This window comes from Psychrobacillus sp. FSL W7-1457, assembly GCF_038593405.1.
GTDB lineage: Bacteria > Bacillota > Bacilli > Bacillales_A > Planococcaceae > Psychrobacillus.
In genome coordinates, this window is record NZ_CP151993.1 from 2,923,924 (window position 1) to 2,949,398 (window position 25,475).

Here is a 25,475-nt window from a genome sequence, read left to right on the forward strand (position 1 = left end):
CCAATCCCATCTTTCTTACTTATCTTGATAACGCACAACTGGCTTAACCATTTTTCTTCTATAAATAAATATAATAACTGCGACTGCAATCGTCACAAGTGATACTACTTGTGCAGTACGCAAATCTCCAATTAAATAAAGACTATCCGTACGCATTCCCTCGATAAAGAAACGTCCCACCGAATACCACGTTAAATAGAAGAGGAACATCTCTCCACGGCGAAGGTTCACCTTACGAAGTAGCAATAGAATAATGACACCAATCAGGTTCCAAACGGACTCATAAAGGAACGTTGGGTGATAATATTTTCCGTCGATATACATTTGCTCTATGATCCAATTAGGAAGGAATAGATTTTCTAAGAAGGTTCTTGTTACTTCTCCTCCATGTGCCTCCTGGTTCATAAAGTTACCCCAACGACCGACTAGCTGGCCGATTAAAATACTTGGAGCTAATATGTCCGTAACCTTCCAAAATGAGCTCTTTCTTTTTTTCGTAAAGAAGTAAGCAGTTAAGAACGATCCGATTAACGCACCGTGGATCGCTATTCCACCCTCCCATATTTTAATAATATTCTCCGGGTGCTGACTATATATATCCCATTTAAAAATTACATAGTAAATACGCGCACTAATGATAGCGATCGGAACAGCCCAAAGTAGTAAATCAGTTAAATAATCAGGGTGAAACCCTCTTTTTACCATTTCACGCTGCCCAACTATAAAAGCAAGCACAATTCCAAACGCAATAATTATTCCGTACCATCTTACTTCTAGCGGCCCTAAGGAAAAAGCGACCGGGTCAATTGCTTGTAGAATATTCATAAAAGCTCCTTTCCACTATGTACATCATTTAAAATTCTCCATTTTGGCTTATTACATCATCTAACCGCTTTGCAAAATCCTCCGCTGCATTTACACCCATTCTTTTCAATCGGTGATTCATAGCTGCAACCTCGATGATAACTGCTAAGTTTCGTCCAGGACGGACTGGCACTGTGAGTTTAGTCACTGCGGTATTGATAATCTCCATCTTCTCTTCCTCGAGCCCTAGTCTGTCATAGCTTTTCTTTTCATCCCAGATTTCTAGCTCAATCACAAGAGTAATTCGCTTATAGCTGCGAATGGCACTAGCGCCAAACAACGTCATAATATCTATTATACCTAATCCTCGAATTTCCAAAAGATGCTCTATTAATTTTGGAGCACTTCCTACTAAAGTGTCCTCGCCCTCTTGCCTAATTTCAACGCAATCATCTGCGACTAACCGGTGTCCCCTCTTCACTAATTCAAGTGCTGTTTCACTCTTACCTACCCCACTTTTACCTGTTATTAATACGCCGACTCCGTAAATATCGACCAATACTCCATGGACGGCAGTAGTCGGAGCTAGCATACTCTCCAAATAATTTGTCAGCAAACTTGAGAATCTAGTGGTCGGCATACTAGTAGTAAGAACAGGGACTGATTTCTCGTTAGATGCTATAATTAGCTCATTAGGAACTTCCATGCCATGGGCAACAATAATAACTGGTGTGTCCTGCGCACAAAGCTTCGTCATCCGATCCGTTCTCTCTTTTGGCTTTAGTAATTCAAAAAAAGAAACCTCTGTTTTCCCCAATAGCTGAATTCGATCGGAAGGATAGTGCATAAAGTAACCAGCCATTTCTATACCTGGTCTTGAAATATCACTTATAGAAATGTGTCGTCCAATACCCTCTTGTCCGCTAACTAAGGACAAATTAAATTTCTCTTGTATATCTTTACTCGTCACATGAGACACATTTCCCACTCCTTTAACCTCTGATAAACTTAGTTCTTATTTTAGCATGAATAAACATTTAATTAGTATCCATTTATCTTTTCTCTACCTATTTATTAATTAAAAGGAGGAAGTTTAATGAAGATTATTTTAGATGCAGGTCATGGCCCTAACACCGCAGGAAAAAGAACGCCAGATGGAAAGATGAAGGAATATGAGTTTAACAGCACAGTCTCGAGATTAATAAAGAAGGAGCTAGATCGCTTCGGAATAATAGTAATTTTTAGTCACTCTGACGAAAAAGATGTACCTCTACGAGAACGAACCGCCCTAGCAAACAAATTAAAAGTGCAAGCATTTATCTCTATCCATGCAAATGCATACGGCTCTAACTGGAACGATGCTAGCGGTATAGAAACCTTCACTTACACAAAGCCTTCTGCCGATTCTGTCATACTTGCCAAACATATTCAAGAATCTATCTGCACCTCTGCGGAAAGGAAAAACCGTGGGGTTAAAAAGAAGGATCTAGCTGTTTTACGAGACACGAACATGCCAGCTGTTCTAGTGGAATGCGGATTCATGACCAACCAGGAGGAAGCAAGACTACTACAAACGGATGATTACCGTCTAAAATGTGCCAGCGGAATTGCAACAGGCATAAAACTTTGGGTTAAAAAGTTTCAATTAGAAGAGGTATAGGGGGTGCTCCCTATACCTCTTTTTTGTTCAGCCTAAGTGCCGATCAGAAATGCATATTTTGAAATTCTCCCTCTATTGTTAGGTGGTTTCTAACAATAGAGATTATCGATTTATCATATGGAAAATTTATCTATACATGGAACCTATATTTACTTAAGTCGTATATAATTAAAAGACAGAGGGAGTGAAAGGTTTGAAGAAACTATTTGTATTAGGATTTTTAGTCAGTTTGACTTTAGCTGCTTGTAGTTCATCCACATTGAGCTTTAGTGAAGTTGAAAGTGTTCCGGATCATGTGCAAGACAAAGTGGACTCCAGCTTAACCCTTCAATCCATCACCAATGATGCAGAGGGTAAATATATTGTTTTTCATTCAAGCGGAAATGTTGAGTCAGATATAGATATTCAAGGAGATATGGTCACTATACAGTTCAATGTCACTAATCTGGATGATGTTGTTAAGCAACATACCTATTATTTTACATCAGACCCGAAGCATGATGTGTTAGATGTAACAGTGAATGGTGAATCAATTCCATTTGATAATGCAACAATTGACTAAATCGAATATTTATTTTAGTTTTTCCATGCCATTTAGGGTATTCAGCTATTAATCCCTGTATTTTGAATTCCTATTATAGTAATCATTCTTACCAAAGGGGGGTTAGATATGTTGAATCAAGTAGTAGCAAAGATTATCTATTTTGTATTTACCATATTTATTTTCACCACACTTTGGAGACTTATGGGCTTATTTTGGAATGCTTTTGTGCCCTGGAATGTTCAAACCGATCTATTAACCATTTTTGTTGTAACTCCGGTACTAATAGCTATGTCGTTTATATTATCGAGTCTGTCCTTTAAGGTTATAAGAAGCTCTAAATAATATTAGAATTCTTCAAGTTATTCTTGGACTAGCTTCCTTGGTAAAGAGAGTCATTTTTTAATTAGTAAGCACTGTCGATTGGAGTGGAGAGCGGCGACTCCAGCGGGAATAGCGCGAGCTGAAGACCCTGGACTGAGCGCAGCGAGGGAGTTTCAAGGAGAGAAAACTAAGGACGTCACATCGTGTGACAACGTTTTCCTGACCAACATCCTGTTGGCCTAAGCCGTGCCCGCGGAAAGCGTCCGCTCACAACGAAAATCAACATTTCTATCTTTATCTCAATTTAAAAGAAAAAAACTGTAGGCAAGCACCAAATTCATGGCGTTTGTCTACAGTCTAAAGACCAAATCCTAATCGATTTGGTCTTTCTTTTTTATGCTTCTGTTGTATATCTTACTACTACGGATCCTGTTTTAGCGTCTCCATATATTCTTAACGGTTCTTTTTCAGAGTCAACAACCTTTGTGAAAGCAACACGTTTATTGAGCACTTGCTCTGACTGGTTTAATTGAGTTACATCTGTAAGCTGTACATCGATACGACCTAGCTGAGTAGTAGTCTCACCTTTTAAGGAAATATCTTTAGGCACATAGATTTCTACCGTGCCAGCTACAGCTGTCCCTTCAATTTTACGAGCTTCTTTGTCTTTCGTTGTTAAAATAACATGTCCACTAACGGATGAACCTTCAATTTCCTTCAGTTTACCATCTACATAAATGCGACCATTCATTGTTTCTACTTCTACTGTGTCACCTTCGACATGTTGAAGCTGAACAGAGCCATTTACTGTTTCTATATCTGCACGATGGAACTTACTGTTTTCTAATTCAACCTTACCATTTGTTGTTTTAATCTTGAATGTATTAGCCTCTAGATTTTGTGCTACAAAATCACCGTTAAACAAACGAGCAGAAATATGGTTATACTCTTTTTCTGGAACAAACAAAGCTACTTGTACGGAAATAGTTTTCATATCGCTATATACGCGTAGTTTGTTTCCTTCAGTAGTAAATATAAACTCTTCTTGGAATCTCTTTCTTGCCTCTTCCTCTGTAGAATTTTTAAAGGATTTGACTTTCACCGTAGCATGAGCAAATGGCTCCTCCGATGGAAAGATGTTCACTTTACCATTTGTAAGGTTAATCGAGATATCGTCAAATTGCACATCTTGTTTTACAAACTTCTCTTCAAAAGTAACAGGATCATTGAATTTCATTTCAAACTCGAAATCCTTCATTTTATCTACAGTCCCCTGCATGAACTGCATGAAACGATCTCCTACCATCGTAAAATCACGTTTTAAGTCCTCGATAAAATCTGCGCTACCTTGTTTGACTTGCTCTGTTTTTTTCTCTTCTTCAAACTTTTGAGTATTTACTTGGGGAGTTACAATTGTTGCTTGCTTACCTAGCTCTTCTAAAAGTGCCAGTGCTTCCTGTGCAGTAATCGTGCCGTTTTCAACCATATCCAAAATACGTTTACGTTCTTCTTGCATAGTTAAAGGCCTCCTCATAAATTTAAAAGTATATTACAAATATCTTCCTACTAGTTATACGTTCTGTGAGTCAAAAGGTTTCACTTACGTTTTTTAGGCTTTAGCTTTTTGTTGTTGCTTTATTAATGCCTTCTTCCATTCTTTTACGATCTCGCTCTAAAATAGGCTTTAAATAGTTTCCAGTATAAGAGCCTTTTGCTTCTGCAATTTTCTCGGGTGTCCCTGTCGCTAAAATGGTTCCGCCCTTGTCTCCACCCTCAGGTCCCAAATCGATTAAGTGATCTGCCGTCTTAATCACATCTAGGTTATGCTCAATCACTAAAACTGTGTCTCCATTTTCAACTAAGCGTTGTAAAACGCCAAGCAGTCTCGCAATATCATCTACATGTAATCCAGTAGTTGGTTCGTCTAGAATATAAAATGACTTACCGTTAGAACGCTTATGCAGCTCTGATGCCAGCTTTACTCGTTGTGCTTCTCCACCTGAAAGAGTTGTAGCAGGCTGTCCCAGCTCCATATATCCAAGCCCAACGTCAAAGATAGTTTGGATCTTGCGACTTATTTTCGGATGATTTTCAAAGAATGCCAAAGCATCCTCAACAGTCATCTTCAAAATGTCTGCAATACTTTTTCCTTTATACAATACTTCAAGTGTTTCACGGTTGTATCGTTTTCCATGACAAACCTCACAAGGTACATAGACATCTGGTAAAAAGTGCATCTCTATTTTGATAATACCGTCTCCGCGACAGGCTTCACAACGGCCACCTTTTATATTAAAGCTAAAGCGACCTTTTTTATATCCTCGAATTTTCGCCTCGTTTGTCGAGGCAAAAAGATCTCTTATATCGTCAAATACCCCTGTATAAGTTGCAGGATTCGAACGAGGAGTACGCCCAATAGGAGACTGATCGATTTCAATTACCTTATCAAGCATTTCAATTCCTTCTATTGTTTTATGTGCACCCGGCTTCGTTCTAGCACGATTAATTTGATGTGCCAATGATTTATAAAGAATCTCATTCACCAGTGTGCTTTTTCCTGATCCGGATACCCCTGTGACCGCTGTAAATACTCCTAACGGGATATCGACACTCACATTCTTCAGGTTATTTTCAGTCGCACCTTTAATCTTGATATAACGTCCATCTGGCTTTCTTCGTTCAATAGGTAGCGGAATATACTTTTTACCACTCAAGTATTGTCCAGTTAGTGAATTACTATCTTTCATTACTTCCTCTGGAGTTCCAGCTGCAACAATTTCCCCACCGTGGACACCAGCACCTGGTCCCACATCGATTAAATAGTCTGCTGCCATCATCGTGTCCTCATCGTGCTCAACTACGATTAACGTATTTCCTATATCTCGCATATCCTTAAGCGTTGCAACTAAGCGATCATTGTCCCTTTGGTGAAGACCAATAGAGGGCTCATCCAGAATATAAAGTACACCAGTAAGTCTTGAGCCTATTTGAGTTGCTAATCGAATTCGTTGAGCCTCTCCCCCAGATAAAGTTCCAGATGCACGATTAAGCGTCAAATAATTTAACCCTACATTATCAAGGAAGCTCAGACGTTCATCAATTTCTCTTAGCACTAGTCGAGCTATTTGCATATCCTTCTCTGATAGCCTTAATTCCTTAAAGAACTTATATGCTTCTTCTATGGAAAACTCAGATACTTGACCGATATGCATAGAATCCACTTTTACTGCCATTGTTTCTTCTTTTAAACGATACCCCTTACAAGTAGGACAGTCATGCTCTGCCATATACTTTTCCATTTGTTCACGTGTGTAGTTGGAAGATGTATCTCTATAACGTCTTTCTATGTTTGCAAGCACGCCTTCAAATTGAATTTGATTATCACGCATTTGGCCGTATTCATTTTGGTAACGGAAACGAATTTTGTCCTTACCCGAACCGTACATAATTTTGTTCCATTGATCAATTGGTAACTTTTCGACTGGTACATTCATTTTTATTTTGTAATGCTTGCACACTGCTTCTAGTAGCTTAGGATAGTATTGAGAACTTGTTGGCTGCCATGCAACAATTGCACCTTCTTCTAAAGTTAAGCTCTTATCTGGCACAACTAAATCTGGGTCAACCTCCAATTTAGCACCTAGTCCATCACAATCGCTACATGCACCAAAAGGGCTGTTAAATGAAAACATTCTTGGCTCTAACTCGCCAATAGAAAATCCACAAATGGGACATGCATGATGCTCGCTAAATAGTAGTTCCTCTTGCTCCATCACTTCTATTAAAACTCGTCCATCTCCAAGTCTTAATGCAGATTCTAAGGAATCACTTATTCGAGCAGCAATCCCTTCCTTTATAACAATTCGGTCGATTACTACTTCAATATTATGCTTCTTATTTTTGTCTAAAGTTATATCGTCATCTAAGTCTATTAAATCTCCATTAATGCGAACACGTACGTATCCTTGCTTTTTCATGTCCTCTAGCAATTTCACATGAGTTCCCTTACGTCCTGAAACAATCGGGGCAAGAATTTGCATTTTTGTTCTTTCCGGATATTCAACGAGTCTATCAACCATTTGCTCAATTGTTTGTGAGGATATCTCTATTCCATGCTTTGGGCAAATCGGTTTACCAACCCGAGCGTATAGCAATCTCATGTAATCGTAAATTTCAGTAACTGTTGCAACCGTAGATCTTGGGTTCTTACTTGTTGTCTTTTGGTCAATCGAAATAGCAGGTGACAGACCTTCTATAGAATCCACATCTGGCTTGTCCATTTGGCCTAGAAATTGTCTTGCATAGGCCGACAAGGATTCGACATAACGTCTTTGCCCTTCCGCATAGATCGTATCAAAAGCTAAAGAAGACTTACCAGAACCAGATAAACCTGTCATTACGACAAGCTTATCTCTTGGTATTTTAATACTTATATCTTTTAAATTATTTGTTCGAGCACCTTGAATATTAATTTCTTGGTTTTTCACCAATCATCATCCTTCCAGCTTGAGCTCTAGAATTGCGTCACGTAATTCTGCAGCTCGTTCAAAGTTAAGCGCTTTTGCAGCATCTTTCATCTCTTTTTCGAGTTTGTCTAATAGTTTACCCTTTTCTTCCTTCGTTAAGACTTTTCCGCTAGTTAATTGCTGTACATAGCTTTCTTCGTCTTCCGCCACTTGAGAGGCTCTTATTACTTCTCTAATTTTCTTCTCAATTGTTTTAGGTGTGATGCCATGCTTTTCGTTATATTCCATTTGAATAGTACGACGACGCTTCGTTTCACTAATTGCTTTATTCATAGAATCTGTCATTTTATCGGCATACATAATAACTTCACCGTTAGAGTTTCGGGCAGCTCGCCCAATAGTTTGTATTAATGAGCGTTCTGAACGTAGGAAGCCTTCTTTATCCGCATCCAAAATAGCGACCAGTGAAACCTCTGGTAAGTCTAATCCTTCTCGCAATAGGTTAATACCTATCAGGACATCATACGTTCCTAAACGAAGCTCTCGAATAATCTCAATTCGCTCTAATGTTTTTATCTCTGAGTGCAGATATTGTACTTTTATACCAATTTCCTTTAAGTAATCAGTTAAATCCTCGGACATTTTCTTTGTTAAAGTTGTTATTAAGACTCGTTCATTCTTAGCAGATCGTTCATATATTTCATTAATTAAATCATCTATTTGTCCTTCAATCGGCTTCACTGTAATAATAGGATCTAATAATCCCGTAGGTCGGATAATCTGCTCGACCATTTCTGGTGTATGCTCTAATTCGTATGGTCCCGGAGTTGCGGATACAAAGATGGCCTGATTGATATGTCCCTCAAACTCTTGGAAAGTGAGCGGTCGGTTATCTAATGCAGAAGGTAATCGGAAACCGTGATTTACTAACACAGACTTTCGCGCCTGGTCTCCATTAAACATTCCTCTAACCTGTGGTAATGAAACGTGGCTTTCATCTACTACCAATAAGAAATCCTTCGGAAAATAGTCTAATAAAGTGTATGGGGTTGCTCCAGCTTCTCTTAACGTCAAGTGACGTGAATAGTTTTCGATGCCCGAACAGAAGCCCATTTCCTCCATCATTTCTAAATCATAATTCGTTCGCTGCTCCAGTCTTTGAGCTTCTAACAATTTATCCTCGCTGCGAAGAATAGTAAGCTGCTCCTCTAATTCCTGACGAATATTATTTATGGCTATTTTCATCTTTTCTTCTCGTGTTACGAAGTGGGAGGCTGGGAAAATAGCTACATGATCCCGTTCACCCAATATTTCTCCTGTTAACGCATCCACTTCTCGAATCCGATCTATTTCATCACCAAAAAATTCTACCCTTAGACATCTCTCATCACGAGAGGCAGGGAAAATTTCCACTACATCTCCACGGACTCGAAATGTTCCACGAGTAAAATTAATATCGTTTCGTTCATATTGCACATCCACTAATTTTCTTAACAGTTGGTTCCGATCGATTTCCATGCCAACTCTTAGTGACACGACCATTTCTTTATATTCTTCTGGATTTCCGAGTCCATAAATACAGGAAACAGAAGCAATAATAATGACATCCTTACGCTCAAATAATGAGGAAGTGGCTGAATGTCGCAATTTATCAATTTCTTCATTAATACTAGAATCTTTTTCAATATAAGTATCCGTTTGTGGCACATATGCCTCTGGTTGAAAATAGTCATAATAGCTGACAAAGTATTCTACTGCATTGTTAGGAAAGAATTCCTTGAACTCACTATAAAGCTGTCCTGCGAGTGTCTTGTTATGGGCCATGACAAGGGTTGGCTTATTAATTTGTTGGATTACGTTCGAAATAGTAAAGGTTTTACCAGTACCTGTGGCCCCTAGTAATGTTTGATGCTTTTTGCCCTCATTTACTCCTTTTACTAGCTCTTTTATTGCTTCTATTTGATCCCCTGCTGGCTCATACGGAGATTGTAAATCAAAAATTTGTTCCATATGTATGCCTCCCGTGTGCTTATTAAATTTAGTTTAACATAATCATTTTTCTAACACTATTAAAACGAACATACGTTTTTAAAATAAATTTTCAGAGTAGGTTCAACCTTTGTCATATCAACGATTTAATGATAAATATCTCTTCCTATCTATTACTACCCTCTTTTACAGAAAAAGCTACATTTTATCTTGCATAAATATAAGAATGTTAGTTTTTTAATATGAAAAGAATAGACTTTTTATCAAAACTAAAAGCAGTTCAAATTTCACTCAGTGTAAAATTTGAACTGCTTTTTATATTTTCTTAATAGCCGTTGTTCTTCCTTTAGTTTGTAGCCTTCGCTCCGAACTATTGTTTTAGAAAGACATTTACCCAAATTAAATGCAAAAAGTGAAATTGCATGTCGCAATCTCACTTTTTGGGGGCACGAGATTAGATTATCCTAGCCCCATCCTAAACATATATTAACTATTAATTCCTCACGAATTCCCGGCCCATAAGCAACTTTAATTTTTCAGATGAAGTAACACGTTCGTGTACTCGTTAAATGCTTCTCTATCCTTGCGATCCAATGCCTCGTCAATTAAACCCATTAGCCGAAAACTTCTCTGCTCTCGGTGGACAACATTTAAAAACATATCAAGATAAATCTCGTTTAACAACTTTTCTGCAGAGCTTTCTTTCCCTGTTTGTCCCATTGCTTTCATAAAATCTGTATATGAATATTGTTTGTCCATTTCAATCACCCCGATGCCTTTTTTATATTATATAAAAGCTTAAGGCTAGTTGCAATCATTTTGAGAAAATTTAGATTATACAGTAAATAGAAGTATTTTTTGAATTTTAGATACATTAGCTTGATTTATTTCCAAAATTAACTATAATTTAAATTATAATATACTAAGGAGTGAAATCTTCTGACTAATAAAATTGAAAATAAATCCCATCTTATCTCCTTCGAAACCGCGTTACTTCAACCTTCTGTAGTAAATAACAAAGTTTACACGAAAGTTACTAATTTTTCTGGTGAAACCTCCATGGTAAGTAAAAAGCCATACGAAATCGTTCGTTATTCCTGCTCCTTCTACGGTTCTTCCTTTCAACACGCAGTAAACCTTTCCCGTGAAACGATTGGCAACTATTTTAAGCTACCAATCATACTAGCTCATGACTTTGGATCCCCTTGTATATGGATTCCTGTTCTTTCTCCAAAATCAGATTTAAATATATGGTTTTCCTATCAGGCCATCGAAACTTTTTACCCAAATAAAAAGGGATCTACCGTTGTCCTTTCTAATGGGGATACCATTGATGTTCCTGTTTCGCCTAACACTATGAATCGTCAAGTGGCGTATGCCAACATATTAAGCACCCAATTCCTGAAACGAATGAGCCATCTTTTAAACAACGGATATGCCACCTCTAGACAAGCATCTATGCGTAAAAACATTCGCAACTGATTAGGTAATGGTTAAGTACATAGAAAGCAGTTCTTCTACGCGGTTACGAAGACGGACGTTCAGATAACGACGGTGCTCCTCGTACCCTCCGTGAAAAAACACGTACTCTGTGAACATATCATCTCCTTCTCCTCTAATCACTTTCATACTATGCCTTCTCATATAGACATGTGTGTCTTTTAGCTCTTTTTGAACTTGCTTCGCTGCTCCTTCTACGAGAGTCAAATAAGGTCTGTTTAATTTGAATGGGGCTTTTTCAATAATGGTTCGATCCTTTTCCAAGATGGTAAATACCATGGGAAGATAAATCATTTTTTCGAAATATGGAATTGCCTCTTCTGGTATTAAGGGCATCTTCATTCACCTTTCTTTTAAAAGAACATTTGTTCTTATATTTTACAACTTTTAAAAGAAAATGCAATGGAAAGAAAAGAACTTCAATCAAAAAACTGCCAATCTAATGAATGGCAGTTAAATCATTGTGATACTATGTCAGTTGCCCACTTGCGAGCTTCCTTATAAAAATTATTAAGACTTGGAAAATCTATTTCTAGATTATTAGCTCCTTCGAGCATATCGTTCCAACGTACCTCATCATAGGCAATAGTTAAATCTAAGAAAGGCGTCATCTCAGTGTTGGACCCAACCAAAGTAGCCGCTACATCATCAGAAAGAGGTAACTCTTTGACTAGCTGATCCATCTTCTTATGTAAGATGGTGTCCATTAGAGAGAACATGCCTACTAATAAATATTCAGAGGAATTCGTCAGGTTTTTTTGTTTAGCAAGTAGCTCACAAAATTTCGCTCTAAATAAGGATGATTCTACAATAGCTAGTCCATCCCCTTTGTAGTTTTGATGTACCTCTCGCAGTAACAAGACATGAAGCCAATGATTGATTTCCTCCAGCCCTAACATTAAAACACCCTGTTTAATCGAGCGAACCTTGGAACGTGGTCGAGCAACTGGAGAATTGACCATTTTTAACACTTTAAAGGTCAAGGAAACGTCTCTCTCTATTTCTAACGCAATTTCATCCATAGAGGCTTCTTCCTTGCGTAAAAGATTGATCAGTCTAATGTATTGCACTACGTTAGCAGGTATATCTGTAGCCTTAATAATTTCAGGCTTAGCAAAGAAGTACCCTTGGAACAATTTATAGCCGGCAGATTTAGCTTCGTAAAAATCTGCTCGTGTTTCAACCTTTTCAGCTAGCAGTACAATGTTGGGATAGTTGGTTTGGACAATTTTCTCTACCGATTTCCTCTCTTCCACTGTAGTGGCAAGAAAGTCTATCTTAATAAAGCTAACTAAGCTAAACAGTTCATCGTAATAGTGAACATTTTGTTTTAAAACAAAATCATCCAATGCAAGAAGAAAGCCCATTGCTTTTATTTGTCTAATTTGTTTAATAAGACGGGGAGTTATCGTAATATTTTCTAATATCTCTACCACTATCCTGTTAGAGGGGAACTTTTTTAGTACCGCCTTATCCAGAAGGTTTTCAGTGAAATTAATAAAGCATAGCTTATCGCCTGCAATTTCATTTATCCCTATGGTCAAAAATGAATGTGTCAGCACATCAATCGTTGCCATATCCGCATCCACGTCAGGGAAAGAATTGTCTTCATTATTCCTATAAAGCAATTCATATCCATATAATGACTCGTTCATATTAAAAATTGGCTGCCTTGCAATAAAAATCTCCATTTAATTTCCTCATGTTCTTAAGAAATGTAATTGATACTATTGTATCAAAGATAAGGATGAAAAACGACCTATTTTTTCCTTTGATGACAGGATTATCATAAAATGATATGTTAATAGTGAAGAACTTTAGCGTATTAGGGGGAGATATAATGGAAACTATTACTTATGAACAACAGGGGAATATTGGAATTGTCACATTAAACCGACCTACAGCTTTGAACGCTTTCAACTATGAAATGTTATGTGAACTAGGAGAAATTGCAGAATCTATCCGTATCAATCCGGACATTAGAGTAGTAATCTTTACTGGATCTGGGGAAAAATCGTTTAGTGTCGGAGCAGATTTGAAAGAACGCAGAACGTTAACTGAACAAAGAGTCAAACGTAATATATATAAAATAGGTGAAGTATTCTCTTTAATCGAAAGCTTACCTCAGCCAACGATTGCCATGTTAAATGGATATGCATTTGGTGGTGGGACCGAGCTAGCGCTTGCATGTGATTTCCGTATTGCAGCAGACGATATACAATTAGGACTAACCGAAACAAGCCTCGCGATTATCCCGGGCGCTGGAGGAACACAACGTTTACCTCGCCTCATTGGGGAATCCAAAGCTTTAGAGTTAATCTTAACTGCTAAACGATTGACGGCACACGAAGCCTTTACGTATGGACTTTTAACTAAAATTGCGAGTCGAGAAACATTAAAACAAGAAACGGAAAGCTTCGCAGCACGTATGTTAGCGAACGGACCGATTGCACTTCAACAAGCGAAGTTTGCTGTCAAACAAGGGATGAATGTGGACTTGCAAACTGGTTTGCAAATTGAACGTAAGGCGTATGAAATTACGATTCCGACAGAGGATCGAGTAGAAGCATTAAATGCATTTAGTGAAAAAAGAAAACCTGTTTTTAAGGGGAAATAAGTGAATTAATTTCAAAAGGAGGATGATTGTGACTAATTCACAATCATCCTCCTTTTTTACCTTTGGCTATGTTAATGCTAAAGGTAGACTTAAAATACATATAAAAATGTGTTTTTTATTTGCTAGTTCTTACACGACGTTTTCATATAATAAAAGTTATATGATACAACAGAATACTGAGATCAAGTTAACATTTCGGATATAAAAATAGCCATCGAAATGATGGCCATATTTTGCTAAAGCAACCCATTATTCGCTTAGGAAAGAACAATGATTACTCTTGTTTATTCACTTTCTTTAAGGGGAATCTTCATTCTTAATTCGTCAATATTTTCACTTGTACTACTAATGTACGGCTCAATAATTAAGTAATCTGGAATATGCTTTAATGGTTCATACTGGACACTCGTATCCAGTGTTATTTTTCCATCTATATTTTCACAATCACTACAACCACCGCCACCAGCACTTATTTCCTTTAACACATTTCCTTTATCATCATATAAGCGAAAACGTATAATTTGGTTTAATTCTTCAGCATTAATTGGTTCGGTTAAATCAAAATTTATTTCTGTTGTTGCAGATGTAAAAGTTACTTTTTTCATTCTAATTTTATAATCTTTAGAAGTAGCTTCGTCCATAATAAGAAACGATTCTCCCTCAATTTTAGTAATCGGCATCTTCAAATTCCAGTTTCCTTTCTTTCCATTAAATTCATCGAAAGATATAGAAAAATTAAAAGAATCCCTTTTCAATTCATTAGGGACAATAAAACTGATTACCCCAGCATAATCCGTATTATTAATAAACTTTCCTTGACTGCCTGCACCACCATAAAAATCCATTTCATCTATTTTAAATGATGCGTTACTAAAAGGTAACTCATTCGAATAATTTGTAATGATAAATCCTAATGAAAGTCTGCTACCATCGTAAATGGCTTCTCTAATCATAAAAGATGATTTTCCAACTGAAAATGCTTCATTTGTTATTTGAGTTAAACCAGATTTATCTGCCTCTTTCAATCCATGATCTCCAACCATTTCAAATATTGAACCTATAATTGGAATTGATTGTAAGGTATTGGCAAAAGCAGGAGAAACTGAACTTGCACCAAACATCAGTACACCAATCACTGCTACTGCGATTAACGGATTTTTAATTCTTCTTTTTTGATTCTCTAATTTTGCTTTCCTTATACCACGTTTTGACCTTTCATGTAATTCTTTTGGAATCACTATTTTATTTAACTCACCATTTATTTTATTACTCATAGCTACCAGTCTCCTTTAACTCTTTACGAAGTTTATTAATAGCACGATATAATACTGATTTCGCAGTACCAAGTGGGATTTCTAATACTTCTGATATCTCGTTAAAAGTGTAATTTTGAAAAAACTTTAATAGAACCACGCTTTTTTCATCGTATTGTAAGTTATCTATCAATTCTTGTAATGTAATTGAAAGCAGAACATCGTCATCATCTGAAGCAATGATTTCTTCAAAATTAGGTTTAAATTGAAGCACTTTCTTATTCTTTTTCACAAGATTAACTGCACAGTTAATCGTGATTCTCATTAACCACGTTTTGAAATATTCTGGTTGTTTCAATGTATTTATCTTTTTAAATGACTGATAAGCTACTTCTTGAACAATATCTAAAGCATCTTCTTGATTTTTCACATATACAAAAGCCATTCGATAAATGTCTTCCTCATATTCTTGGAAAATCTTTATAAATGCCTTATCATTCCCTTTCTGAGCTTTTTTCACCAGTTGTATTATCGCAATTCACCCTCTCATTTTTTGACTTACACCTATTAGACAATACAAAGTTCAATTTAGCCTAAATTTTTATAATAAAAATAAAAAATCGCCTTAAAGACGATTTCCGAAAAATCATTATATAGTTTTTTACTTGAAATGATGAAAGATTGCATTCTTTGGCATAAAATTTTTAATCATTATAATTTCTTTTTCAGTAGGATTTTCTATATTAATTTCAGAGCCCCAATGTGATGATTCAAAGAAACAATTACCATTATATTTCAAAAAAAGTGAAAACCATTTGATTTCTCCATTCTGACTTAAACTCTCTTGTAAAATGAAATTAATTAATTTTTTGTTTATATCCCCTTGAAAACAGACCATTTTCATAGGGTGCAAATCAATTTTTTCAAGATTAGTTTTCAAACTTAATTCTTCAATTGTTTCAACTTCTTCATTCCACACATGGAATTCTATAAAATTTGCAGATGTTATAAAATAATCAATTAAAGAAAACCAGTAATTATAACTTTGGAAATCAACATTACATTCTGTCAAATTAATGTTGATAAATAAATTATTCTTCATCCAATCAATCCCACCTCATTTACTAATGTCTACACAAGTAAAACATCTTTCTTCAACTATCCTGCGGTGCTACTATCCTGCTTTCTGATCCATCTAGAATTCTTTTTATATTTTGTCGATGAAGAATGATGATCGATACGCTTATTAATAGAGAAAGTCCTATGATAACTTTATCTTCAAATATTAGACTGTAAACAAATAAAGCTATACAAGCTAACATTGAACTTAATGATACATACTTTGTTAATAACAAAGTTAGCACAAACACAACAAAACCAACAAATACACCTAAAGGGGTCAAAAATAAAAAAACTCCAGTTGCTGTCGCAACAGCTTTTCCACCTTTAAAACTAGCAAACACAGAAAATACGTGACCTAATATAGCTAATAAGCCACATACAATTGGATTAATAGTAGAACTCAGTATTAGGGGAAGTAAACAAGCAAGTGTGCCTTTTAATATATCAGCAATTGCAACAATTACTCCTGCTTTAATGCCTAAAACTCTGTAAGCATTAGTTGCACCAAGATTACCGCTACCATAATCACGAATATCTTTCTTATATAATATTTTACCGACGATTAAAGCAAACGAAATTGAACCTATTAAATAACTTAAAATCAGAGTTAAAATGTTCAAAGTAGTGTTATCCCCCCACTCAGTTTGTTATTTTAAGTATTTCTCTTTGTTGTATCCTTTTTCCTTCAAACCTTCGGCTATGTTAATGCTAAAGGTGGACTTAAAATACATATAAAAATGAGCTGGATATTTTCCAAGCTCATTTTTATTTGGTTCTTTTATCTTACTAAAGTCCATATTACGGAATATAGATAATTGCAAACAAATTAACTATTTTATGCCATTTAAAATATGTTCAGTTAATAATTTCACCCTTGTTCGTGGCTAAATTTTTGCGCCATTCACTTCGCTCCGTTGTTGTCAGTTTCGCCCACTCAGTTTCTTCGCCAATAATTCTTAAAGGTTCTTGAGAACGATAAGATCGTGTTAAGTTACCCGGGAACTTTTTGTCAGTAACATTTGGGTCGTTTTCAAATTGACCTGTTGGTTCTATTTTATAAACCCGTTCTCTTCCTTCTCCTTTTGCTAATGCTGCTGCAAGTCCTGCACCATTGGCATTAGCAGTGAAATAAATGTGGTTCATTTTAAGCCCAGGTTTGTAATTTGATTTTCCACCCGCTGTCAGCAAATCACCAACCCGTAAATCTGCCTTTGTCCCATGATAAAATGGTCCTTCATCAGAAGGTGTACCGTTATATGAGTTTGACAATTCATAATTTCTTTTTGCATTATCAAAATCACACAACTCCTCATAGCATTTGGCAATGTTTAAATATAACGTTGAATATGCACTCTTAACATTATCATCATTTATTTTTAGTGCACACTGTAAAGAGGTTTTCATCCATTTCAATTTCTCTGTGATACTCTTTTGTTTACGAGCCAAATGATATGCTGCAATAAATCTTTCATAGTCGTCTTTTGCTTCTAGCCATGCTTGATGAAACATGGTGATTGCACCTTCAACATTTCCCCCATCTTCCATGTTCATTCCATTCATACAAAGTTTAATAACGACGTTGTTTTGGTCAAATTTTATACTCATCTAATCTTACCTCCCAATTAATGAAATAACATTTTTGTAATACACTTCTCCAAAACTCTTATTTAAACGACCATATCTTCTCATTAAAAAACAACTTAATTTCCTTTGAATCTTTGTCTTGATTCGTCGCAACTTGATTTTTTTAATAACAAAATCAGCAACATTTTTCATTTTTTGTTTGCGTTCCCCATCGTTTTACCGATTCCTACTAGCAACTTGATTTAAGCAGATAGAAAGTTATTTTAATCTTACAACAACTGTAAGAATAATTTACAGTTTTTTTGTAGTAAGGTATTGCTAGGAATGAAAATGGGAGGCTATACAGATGAATGCTTCGAATAAATTACTTGAAGTGAAAGCAGTACGAAAAGTTTTTGGTGAGGGGCAAAATGAAACAATGGCATTAAAAGGCGTAACTTTTGATGTTTTACCAGGGGAATTTCTTGGCATTATGGGTGCGAGCGGTTCAGGCAAGACGACGCTACTAAATGTAATCGCCACAATGCAAAAGCCAACATCAGGGCAAATATTGCTAGACGGGCAAAATATTTCGTCGTTCAAAGGATCACAACTCGCAGCATATAGAGGCAATCAAATCGGATATTTATTTCAGCAATTTGAACTGATTGATAATTTAACGGCGAAAGAAAATATCATGTTGCCGTTAGCAATTCATGGAATTAATATAAAGGCACAAGAACAAGAGTTGCTGCAATTAGCAAAAATATTCGATATAGAAGAACTGCTAAATAAATTCCCGTCACAATTATCTGGAGGGCAAAAGCAACGGATTGCAGCAGCGAGAGCGCTAATTTCAAATCCTAGCATTGTGTTAGCGGATGAGCCGACTGGTGCGTTAGATACTAAAAACGCCAAGATTTTAATGAAGAAGCTGTCTGATCATAATCAAAAACAGGCATCTACTATTTTAATGGTGACGCATGATGCGAATGCGGCTAGCTACTGCTCAAGAATTTTGTTCATCCAAGACGGTGTCATTTTCCATGAACTACGTAGAAATGTACCGGGAGAATCTCAGGAGACATTTTATGAGCGAATCGTTATGGTGATGGCGCAACTTGCTGGAGGTAGTAGTAATGTTCTTTGAATTTGTGAAGCGTAATAGCCGCAAAATCCGGAAGGAAAACGGTGTGTATTTTGCATCGCTTGTCGTGTCAATTGTGGCGTTTTATGTGATTTTGTCATTAGGTGAGCAAGATGTCATGTTATATTTGAAGACAATTGAAAGCGATGCAGTCGAGCGATTGTTGTTATTAATTCCAGTGCTTTATGCAGTTTCATTATTGTTCGTATTCTTCCTCGTGTATTTTGCAAATCGCTACCAGCTTCAGCGTCGCAGTCATGAGTTCGGTTTGTATTTAATGATGGGGATGAAGCAAAGTAAGCTGTTTCTCATGATTACGGGCGAAACGATTTGGAACGGGATTGTGGCCCTGAGTATTGGTTTGCCGATTTCATTGTTTTTAACAGAGCTGATCAATTTAGCGACATCACGTTTAGTTGGCATGGGGATTATAGGTCATGCGTTCCGTATTTCATGGACAGGTATTGGCTTGACGATCTGTGGTTTCTTCCTTGTGCAACTGCTAGCGATGCTTATTTTAAGCTTTACAATGAGTCGAAAAGAGCCGATTGAATTACTTCATGAGGATAAGGAAAAGTCACAAACTACAATGACGCCTAAATGGGGAGCCGTGAGCTTACTATCTGGAGCGGCTTTATTATTCGGGACGATTTTTTTAAGCATCGCTTATGGTATGGCGATTTTATATTTACGAAATTTTGATTACCGCGTATTTGCATTGATTTTGTTTGTTGGTGTGTGTGGGACATTTATTTTATTCCGTGGCTTAGGAAGTATGATTGGTGTTTATGTGAAGCGAAAAGGAAGTTCTTCGACAGGTTTATCGATATTTTCGGCGAGACAGCTACAAGAAAATGTATTGCATCAATGGAGTTCACTCGCTATTTCATCCTTACTGATTCTAATGGCGATGGTCTGCTTTGCTTTTGGTACATCAACAGCGTTAATGAATAGCGCTGTAGCTAATCGAACTGTTGATTATACGTTTAATGGTAATGAAGATGAAATTAACCCTTTGATTAAATCCGATGAGCTAGTACCTTATGTTGATAGTTATTATGGGATGGAGTTACATAATTTCTACACACCTGCAGATGAATCAGTATTAAATTATTATTTTGCATGGACGGGCTTAATAGAAACAGTATCGAGTCAAGCTGATTCAGAGCCAAAAGAGATTTTATTAAACAACTTATCGATGCAGCACACGCCGTATTTTATTTCATTATCGAGCTATAACACGATGCTTGAGACAGCTGGAAAGAATCCAATTCAGTTAGCTGATAATGAAGTGGCCATGTATACAAGTGACGATACAGGAGCGCCATATGATATATTAAAAGACACATTGAAAAAAAATCCAACAGTTGAAATTGCGGAAAATGAATACACATTATTGCCGACGTTATATTCGGATCAAATTGTGGCAGATCGAGCTATTACGTTAATGTATTCGATGATTGTACCTGATGCATTATATGAGCAATATTTTGACGCTGAGGAAACTTGGCTTTGGAATATGACGTTAAAAGACGAGTTCATTGAAGAAAAAGGGCTTATGCAGGCGATGCTTGAAGTCGATCAAGTACTTAATTCGACAGGCTTGCAATATGAGAGCTATCTTGCGAGCATGGGTAGACAGTTATTTTATACGGTAGCAAGCAGTTATACAACGTTTTATTTAGGCGTGATGTTTTTAATTATTGCTAATACTGTACTAGGTCTAAACTTTTTAATGCAGCAAATAAGCACGCGTAGTCGCTATCAAACATTAGCAATGCTCGGTGCAGATGTGGAATCAATTTGTAAATCTGCTCGCAAGCAAATTTGGTTATACTTCATCTTAGCTATTTCGGTCGCGTTGGTTAGTGGAATTTTTGGCATTTGGTCTTTATTAAAAGCAATGCCGGCTACTATTTTCAGTCTTCAAAATGGAATTATTATTGGTTTAGTAGTGCTATTATTTATTGTAATTGAAGTTGGCTATATTCGAATGATTCAACGAAAAAGTGATGAGGAAATCAGGAAGTTAAAAGAAATTGAGTAGAGGTGATGGTATGGCGAATATTGTCATTGTAGAGGATGACATTTTCCTCCGCGAAGAATTACAAAATATTTTACAAAAGGAGGGGTACTTTGTAGTAAGTATCTCTTCTTTTAATACACCTGTTGAAGATATCATCGCTGCCAAACCGGGGTTAGTATTGTTAGATTTAAATTTACCTAACTTATCAGGTTTTCAAATTTGTCGTACTTTGAAAATGAAAGGAATTGGTCCGATTCTAATTTTAACTGCTCGCAATCAGATACGAGATGAGTTGCATGCATTAGAGTTAGGAGCCGATGACTTTTTAACGAAGCCATGTCATCCGAAACGTCTCATTGCAAGAGTACAAAAGTTACAACAACTTTATGCTAAAATGCCGATGCTTTTAAATTGGGGAAAATTCCAATTAGATGTGAAAACGAATGAATTATATATTGGTCACAATTCACTTTCATTATCTGAAAATGAAAGTGCCATTATGAAGCTTTTAATACAATATGCACCGGCTGTTGTGGAAAAGGAGCAACTTTTCCATGAATTGTGGGGAAGTAGTGAATTTGTGGACGAAAATATACTACAAGTAAACATGACCAGACTTCGTAAAACATTAGATAAAGTAGGCGTATCATCTCAGATTAAAACGGTCAGAGGCGTTGGCTATCAATTGATAGAGGGTGAGTCCCCATGAGGCAACTAAATTGGCTCCCTAGTTTACAGCAATCGCGGCAATGGATTTTGCTTCTATGTGTAAATAGCGGTTTTTTTATTTTTTTAGCATGGGTTGCATATCCAGAGTCATTTAAGTTATTAATATTGACGATGCTCATTTTTACTTTTGTAACCATTTTGATTGGTGTGCTTTTTACATGGAAAAAACAACGAAAGCAAAGAAACACATTTTATCAATTTTTAAGAGAGCCTTCCGCTGAGCATGAGGCTAAGTTGCTACAACTTTTAGGTGACATATATAAGGAACCACTGCATGGTTTGGCTAATCAATTACGTCATCTGTCTGATGACTTACAAGATGCAAAGTACCAGTCAAAAGAGTATGAAACCTTTATCGAAAGCTGGGTGCATGAAATTAAAACACCACTTTCGTTACTTCATTTTGTCTTACAAAATCGTCAAGATGAAATGTCCCCGTTGGTTTATCAACGGCTAAATCATGCAAATATAACTATTCACGATTACGTAGAACGCATATTATTTTATGCAAAGCTACAAGCTGTGCATGTTGACTATAGCTTGAAAAAGGTCTCTATTGTGGAATGCTTTGAAGATGTATTACTAGAGCTACAATCGTTATTGGAAGAGCAGCATGTAAACGTTCATACGGAGATAAAGGAGATAAACGTTGCATCTGATGAAAGAGTACTTCATTTTATTTTAATCCAATTACTTGTAAATGCAATTAAATATCGAAACGTAGATAGTGAAAGTTTCATTTGGATAGAAACAGGTTTTGATCATGCAAAAGACAGCTATTATGTTAAAGTAGCTGACAATGGACTAGGCGTCTTACAATCAGATTTACCATTTATATTTGATAAAGGATTTACAGGAGATGCTAGTAATCAAAAGCGGTCTACAGGGTTGGGATTGTTTTTAGTGAAAAAATTATGTGACGATTTGCAAGTTGAAATTGAGGTTAAGTCAGAACACAAACGTGGTTTTACCATTCAGCTGCTTTTTCCGAAGGTTTAAAGGTTTTTTTGAGATCTTAATAAATGGAAAAGCGATGTCACCAAACCCTAGTTTAGAAATCTTTTATAAAAGTTCTCTTAAAACAACCTTAATTAGCAATAATAAAAATAGCCAAGGAAGCTCATTCCTTGGCTGTTTCATAGAGCATTTTAACAAACTCATAGCTTCCACCATTAGTAGTCTGATTAAAAGTTTCTAGCTCTTTAAAGCCTACCTGTTTATACAACGCTATAGCTCGTTTGTTAAAGGTAGCTACGGATAAAGTAATCGCTGCCGGTTGGAACATACTTTGAGCAAACTGTAAGCCTGCCTTCAAGAAATTAATTCCTTTACCCTTACCCGTTAAATTTGGCTGCATTCCCAGTCCAATATCAATTACTTCAGGGGCTACCAAAGTAAAACTAAAAAACCCTATGAGATTCTCCTTCTCCATAACGACGTAATATTCGTTCTTACGACTTACCGGGTCTAGAAATTCCTCCAGGTCCTCCTCGTCTGCTTCCATATTATAAAAGGAATACGGTTCTTCATAGTGCCAGTTATAAGCAATGTCCTCGGCCTGCTCCTGAGTCATCGGTTGAAGTATGTAGCTCAAGCGCTTTCTCTCCTTTTCCCCAGTCTAAAAAATAAATAAGAAGATTTAATATACTCAACAGCGTAATAGCAAAAAACATATACATAGAAGCTGGGTCGCCCGATAAATTAAGCTCATCCACAATAATTCCTTCCAAAAATAAAAGTTGTGCACAAACTACAATAGATATAATAGAAACAACAGAAATGGTGAAGGCTGTTATCCATTTTTGAGTTCTAAAGAGCACCACCGCTATAAGTAAAATTAAAGCTAAAGCAAGAAACGTTATAAAGATCGGTCTCATTAATGTGAAAGTACTAAAAGCTTCAAAGCTGTTCAATTTACTCCCTCCAATAAAAAATTTGTGATTAAAAACATCAGAATGAAAATGATAACAGCACTCATTATTTTTTGATTGTCATAGTTTTTTCCATCCTTTAATTTCTGTGCTAACGTTACTAAATTTAATAATAAGGACACTCCAAGCAAAGGAATAATCAATAAAAGCCAAGCCATCCTCTACATTCCCCCATTGTTATTTTTATATATGAATCTCATTCTCTCCTGCTTCTGTCAATAACTTCCCCATAATGACATAGGGTTCATCCGTTGACGAGGGGAAGAAATTTTGTTTAATCATTTCCCATCCTGATTTTGCATATAAAGCTTGAGCTACTAAATTACTAGCCTTGGTTGTTAATACAGACGTCTTCATCGCGCAATTGTTCACTAATTTTTCTAATAATCTTTTACCTAATCCATTTCCTCGGTATGAGGAGTGAACTAATAGCTCTACAAATTCAAAGCAATCCGTTAACCATACTTCTGCTTCTTCCACCGTTAATTCCTGCTCTAGAAGACCTCGGTAGTACTGTCCATCCTCTGATTTGTAACCATACGCAAATCCAATGCACTCGTTTGTCTCGGTGTATGCTACAATTCCTAGAAAACCATCATAATTGGCATGCTTTTGTATTCTTTCGAAGAAGTCATCCTCTTCTTTTTTCCATACCGCTTGGTAAAGCATCGCCATTTCCTCTGTCATATGTACGCTATGATCAAATTGCTTAATAATAATCATTCACTTACCCCTCCTGTAAACTTTTCATTACACTGTCTCCAAAGGACCTTATGTCCGCAAGAAAGTCATGGTTCTCTGGTGATCCAAAGCTATTGACCATCCGAACTGCCACGATTTCGTGTTCTGGTATGACTAGTACGGCAACACCTGTGAATCCTAAAATTTGATACGAGCCACGTGGTACTAAATCTCCAAGCTCCGTTTTTCTTGCAGGTAAATCCTTTACAAACCAAAGAAAACCATGCTGAGGCAAATCCTTGTCAATTGTACTCGGACTTATAAGAGACGTAGATAGCTGAATAACTTCTTTTGGTATTACCTGCTTGTTATCTATGTATCCCCGCTTTAAATGAAGGTAACCCCAATAGGCTAAATCTCTTGCAGAAGTGAACATGTTCATTTGATCGCCCTTTGTACTGTTTGTTGGTATTTGTTTTGGTTGGCCGGACGGATCAATGACCTCTGCAAGCTTAGGTTGAATTTCTGTGTACCAGTCACTCTCATTCAAGCCGAGTGGTCGAAATACCTTTTCTTTTAGTAACTCTGCTACTGTTTGGCCTGTTGTAACCTTTACTATTTGTGTAAGCAGGTTTATATTAACTTGTCTATAGGCCCAGCTCTCCCCTGGTAAAAACTCTCGAATAATTTTACCTTCTAGCTCCGTTAGCCCATGCGTATGTGTCAATAAATGTCTAATTGTAGTTCCGTGAAAAACTTCTTCCTCCAAATCCGCAATATATTTTGTCACTTCATCATCTATCGATCCGATATACCCATGATGCACCGCATATGCGACAGCAAACCCTATATAGCTTTTCCGAACAGACGCCACGTAAAACTGGGTATCCTCCTGTACTTCTCTAGCTTCTGGTCTACTAGATTGAGTGCCCCAATATTGTTCAGTAACAATTTTATCTTTATGAATGACTATAACTGCCGCTCCAGTTGCATAGACAGCATCGTACGTATTTTTCACATGATTGATAACTGGATTGAATCTAGCTTGTAAATTTTTATTTAACTGCATATTACTAACCTCGTTTCCTTGGATGACGTAGCTAAAAGTGGCTGGCTGGTGCG

The 25,475-nt window shown here is 36.6% G+C and carries 27 protein-coding genes; 9 read left to right on the forward strand and 18 right to left on the reverse strand.

Translation table 11 applies throughout. The features are described from left to right. Positions 1-15: 15 nt before the first annotated feature. On the reverse strand, positions 16-825 hold the full coding sequence (lgt, locus tag NSQ95_RS14260; RefSeq protein ID WP_342559851.1) for a prolipoprotein diacylglyceryl transferase: 810 nt from the start codon (positions 823-825) through the stop codon (positions 16-18). Between the two features lie 28 nt (positions 826-853). Beyond that, positions 854-1,783: an HPr(Ser) kinase/phosphatase gene (gene hprK / locus NSQ95_RS14265; protein WP_169359723.1), complete on the reverse strand. Its 930-nt coding sequence runs from the start codon at positions 1,781-1,783 to the stop codon at positions 854-856. A 117-nt stretch (positions 1,784-1,900) separates the two neighbouring features. Here hprK and NSQ95_RS14270 point away from each other — a divergent pair, with 117 nt between their 5' ends. From NSQ95_RS14270 to NSQ95_RS14280, 3 genes are all read left to right on the forward strand, one after another. After that, positions 1,901-2,464: an N-acetylmuramoyl-L-alanine amidase gene (locus NSQ95_RS14270; RefSeq protein WP_342559852.1), complete on the forward strand. Its 564-nt coding sequence runs from the start codon at positions 1,901-1,903 to the stop codon at positions 2,462-2,464. Between the two features lie 193 nt (positions 2,465-2,657). Further along, positions 2,658-3,026, forward strand: coding sequence for a peptidylprolyl isomerase (locus tag NSQ95_RS14275; protein ID WP_342559853.1), 369 nt, complete (start codon positions 2,658-2,660; stop codon positions 3,024-3,026). 108 nt (positions 3,027-3,134) lie between these two features. Next, positions 3,135-3,350 (forward strand): hypothetical protein, encoded by a 216-nt coding sequence (locus tag NSQ95_RS14280; RefSeq protein ID WP_342559854.1) that lies wholly within the window; start codon positions 3,135-3,137, stop codon positions 3,348-3,350. A gap of 373 nt (positions 3,351-3,723) precedes the next feature. Here the strand turns inward: NSQ95_RS14280 and NSQ95_RS14285 are convergent, their stop codons facing one another. The 4 genes from NSQ95_RS14285 to NSQ95_RS14300 form a co-directional block, all read right to left on the reverse strand. After that, on the reverse strand, positions 3,724-4,845 hold the full coding sequence (locus NSQ95_RS14285) for a DUF4097 family beta strand repeat-containing protein (RefSeq protein ID WP_342559855.1): 1,122 nt from the start codon (positions 4,843-4,845) through the stop codon (positions 3,724-3,726). A 100-nt stretch (positions 4,846-4,945) separates the two neighbouring features. Beyond that, complete coding sequence (gene uvrA / locus NSQ95_RS14290) at positions 4,946-7,816, reverse strand: excinuclease ABC subunit UvrA (RefSeq protein ID WP_342559856.1); 2,871 nt, start codon at positions 7,814-7,816, stop codon at positions 4,946-4,948. Between the two features lie 6 nt (positions 7,817-7,822). Continuing rightward, positions 7,823-9,805: an excinuclease ABC subunit UvrB gene (uvrB, locus tag NSQ95_RS14295; protein ID WP_342559857.1), complete on the reverse strand. Its 1,983-nt coding sequence runs from the start codon at positions 9,803-9,805 to the stop codon at positions 7,823-7,825. A 507-nt stretch (positions 9,806-10,312) separates the two neighbouring features. After that, positions 10,313-10,543 carry an IDEAL domain-containing protein gene (locus tag NSQ95_RS14300; protein ID WP_340882634.1) on the reverse strand — a complete coding sequence of 77 codons (231 nt, stop codon included), beginning with the start codon at positions 10,541-10,543 and terminating at the stop codon, positions 10,313-10,315. Between the two features lie 213 nt (positions 10,544-10,756). Between NSQ95_RS14300 and NSQ95_RS14305 the strand changes: the two genes are divergently transcribed. Continuing rightward, positions 10,757-11,266: a competence protein ComK gene (locus tag NSQ95_RS14305; protein ID WP_251555870.1), complete on the forward strand. Its 510-nt coding sequence runs from the start codon at positions 10,757-10,759 to the stop codon at positions 11,264-11,266. Here the strand turns inward: NSQ95_RS14305 and NSQ95_RS14310 are convergent, their stop codons facing one another. Together NSQ95_RS14310 and NSQ95_RS14315 are read right to left on the reverse strand one after the other, a co-directional pair. Continuing rightward, a complete protein-coding gene (locus NSQ95_RS14310; protein WP_169359731.1) occupies positions 11,267-11,620 on the reverse strand; it encodes a hypothetical protein in 354 nt (117 codons plus the stop codon). Between the two features lie 122 nt (positions 11,621-11,742). Next, the gene (locus tag NSQ95_RS14315; protein ID WP_342559858.1) at positions 11,743-12,975 is read right to left on the reverse strand and encodes an HDOD domain-containing protein; all 1,233 of its coding nucleotides are present in this window, start codon (positions 12,973-12,975) and stop codon (positions 11,743-11,745) included. 149 nt (positions 12,976-13,124) lie between these two features. On the opposite strand from NSQ95_RS14315, the gene NSQ95_RS14320 reads away from it, so the two are divergent. After that, positions 13,125-13,901 carry an enoyl-CoA hydratase-related protein gene (locus NSQ95_RS14320; RefSeq protein WP_340882629.1) on the forward strand — a complete coding sequence of 259 codons (777 nt, stop codon included), beginning with the start codon at positions 13,125-13,127 and terminating at the stop codon, positions 13,899-13,901. A gap of 284 nt (positions 13,902-14,185) precedes the next feature. On the opposite strand, the gene NSQ95_RS14325 is transcribed toward NSQ95_RS14320, so the two are convergent. From NSQ95_RS14325 to arr, 5 genes are all read right to left on the reverse strand, one after another. Then, on the reverse strand, positions 14,186-15,175 hold the full coding sequence (locus NSQ95_RS14325; protein WP_342559859.1) for a DUF4179 domain-containing protein: 990 nt from the start codon (positions 15,173-15,175) through the stop codon (positions 14,186-14,188). Continuing rightward, a complete protein-coding gene (locus tag NSQ95_RS14330) occupies positions 15,168-15,674 on the reverse strand; it encodes a sigma-70 family RNA polymerase sigma factor (protein ID WP_342559860.1) in 507 nt (168 codons plus the stop codon). The genes NSQ95_RS14325 and NSQ95_RS14330 overlap by 8 nt, the downstream gene beginning before the upstream one ends. 141 nt (positions 15,675-15,815) lie before the next feature. Next, the gene (locus NSQ95_RS14335) at positions 15,816-16,256 is read right to left on the reverse strand and encodes a hypothetical protein (protein ID WP_340882627.1); all 441 of its coding nucleotides are present in this window, start codon (positions 16,254-16,256) and stop codon (positions 15,816-15,818) included. A 52-nt stretch (positions 16,257-16,308) separates the two neighbouring features. Beyond that, positions 16,309-16,896: a glycerol-3-phosphate 1-O-acyltransferase PlsY gene (gene plsY, locus NSQ95_RS14340; protein WP_340882625.1), complete on the reverse strand. Its 588-nt coding sequence runs from the start codon at positions 16,894-16,896 to the stop codon at positions 16,309-16,311. A gap of 235 nt (positions 16,897-17,131) precedes the next feature. Then, complete coding sequence (gene arr / locus NSQ95_RS14345; protein ID WP_340882624.1) at positions 17,132-17,881, reverse strand: NAD(+)--rifampin ADP-ribosyltransferase; 750 nt, start codon at positions 17,879-17,881, stop codon at positions 17,132-17,134. Between the two features lie 325 nt (positions 17,882-18,206). Here arr and NSQ95_RS14350 point away from each other — a divergent pair, with 325 nt between their 5' ends. Genes NSQ95_RS14350 through NSQ95_RS14365 form a run of 4 tightly spaced genes read left to right on the forward strand, consistent with a single transcriptional unit; the run spans position 18,207 to position 22,740 of the window. Then, entirely contained in the window at positions 18,207-18,989 is a 783-nt protein-coding gene (locus NSQ95_RS14350; protein ID WP_298469109.1) for an ABC transporter ATP-binding protein, read from the forward strand. Continuing rightward, complete coding sequence (locus NSQ95_RS14355) at positions 18,979-21,033, forward strand: ABC transporter permease (RefSeq protein ID WP_340882621.1); 2,055 nt, start codon at positions 18,979-18,981, stop codon at positions 21,031-21,033. The genes NSQ95_RS14350 and NSQ95_RS14355 overlap by 11 nt, the downstream gene beginning before the upstream one ends. Beyond that, positions 21,026-21,721: a response regulator transcription factor gene (locus tag NSQ95_RS14360; protein ID WP_340882619.1), complete on the forward strand. Its 696-nt coding sequence runs from the start codon at positions 21,026-21,028 to the stop codon at positions 21,719-21,721. The genes NSQ95_RS14355 and NSQ95_RS14360 overlap by 8 nt, the downstream gene beginning before the upstream one ends. After that, entirely contained in the window at positions 21,718-22,740 is a 1,023-nt protein-coding gene (locus tag NSQ95_RS14365) for a HAMP domain-containing sensor histidine kinase (protein WP_340882618.1), read from the forward strand. The genes NSQ95_RS14360 and NSQ95_RS14365 overlap by 4 nt, the downstream gene beginning before the upstream one ends. A 121-nt stretch (positions 22,741-22,861) precedes the next feature. Here the strand turns inward: NSQ95_RS14365 and NSQ95_RS14370 are convergent, their stop codons facing one another. From NSQ95_RS14370 to NSQ95_RS14390, 5 genes are read right to left on the reverse strand one after another with little or no spacing between them, the layout of a single operon-like run. Further along, the gene (locus NSQ95_RS14370; protein WP_340882616.1) at positions 22,862-23,335 is read right to left on the reverse strand and encodes a GNAT family N-acetyltransferase; all 474 of its coding nucleotides are present in this window, start codon (positions 23,333-23,335) and stop codon (positions 22,862-22,864) included. Further along, on the reverse strand, positions 23,280-23,654 hold the full coding sequence (locus tag NSQ95_RS14375) for a hypothetical protein (RefSeq protein WP_340882615.1): 375 nt from the start codon (positions 23,652-23,654) through the stop codon (positions 23,280-23,282). The genes NSQ95_RS14370 and NSQ95_RS14375 overlap by 56 nt, the downstream gene beginning before the upstream one ends. Continuing rightward, entirely contained in the window at positions 23,651-23,830 is a 180-nt protein-coding gene (locus tag NSQ95_RS14380; protein WP_340882614.1) for a hypothetical protein, read from the reverse strand. Before NSQ95_RS14380 ends, NSQ95_RS14375 begins: the two co-directional genes overlap by 4 nt. A 25-nt stretch (positions 23,831-23,855) precedes the next feature. Beyond that, complete coding sequence (locus tag NSQ95_RS14385; protein ID WP_340882612.1) at positions 23,856-24,395, reverse strand: GNAT family N-acetyltransferase; 540 nt, start codon at positions 24,393-24,395, stop codon at positions 23,856-23,858. A 4-nt stretch (positions 24,396-24,399) separates the two neighbouring features. Continuing rightward, entirely contained in the window at positions 24,400-25,422 is a 1,023-nt protein-coding gene (locus tag NSQ95_RS14390; RefSeq protein ID WP_340882611.1) for a serine hydrolase domain-containing protein, read from the reverse strand. Positions 25,423-25,475: the final 53 nt, after the last annotated feature.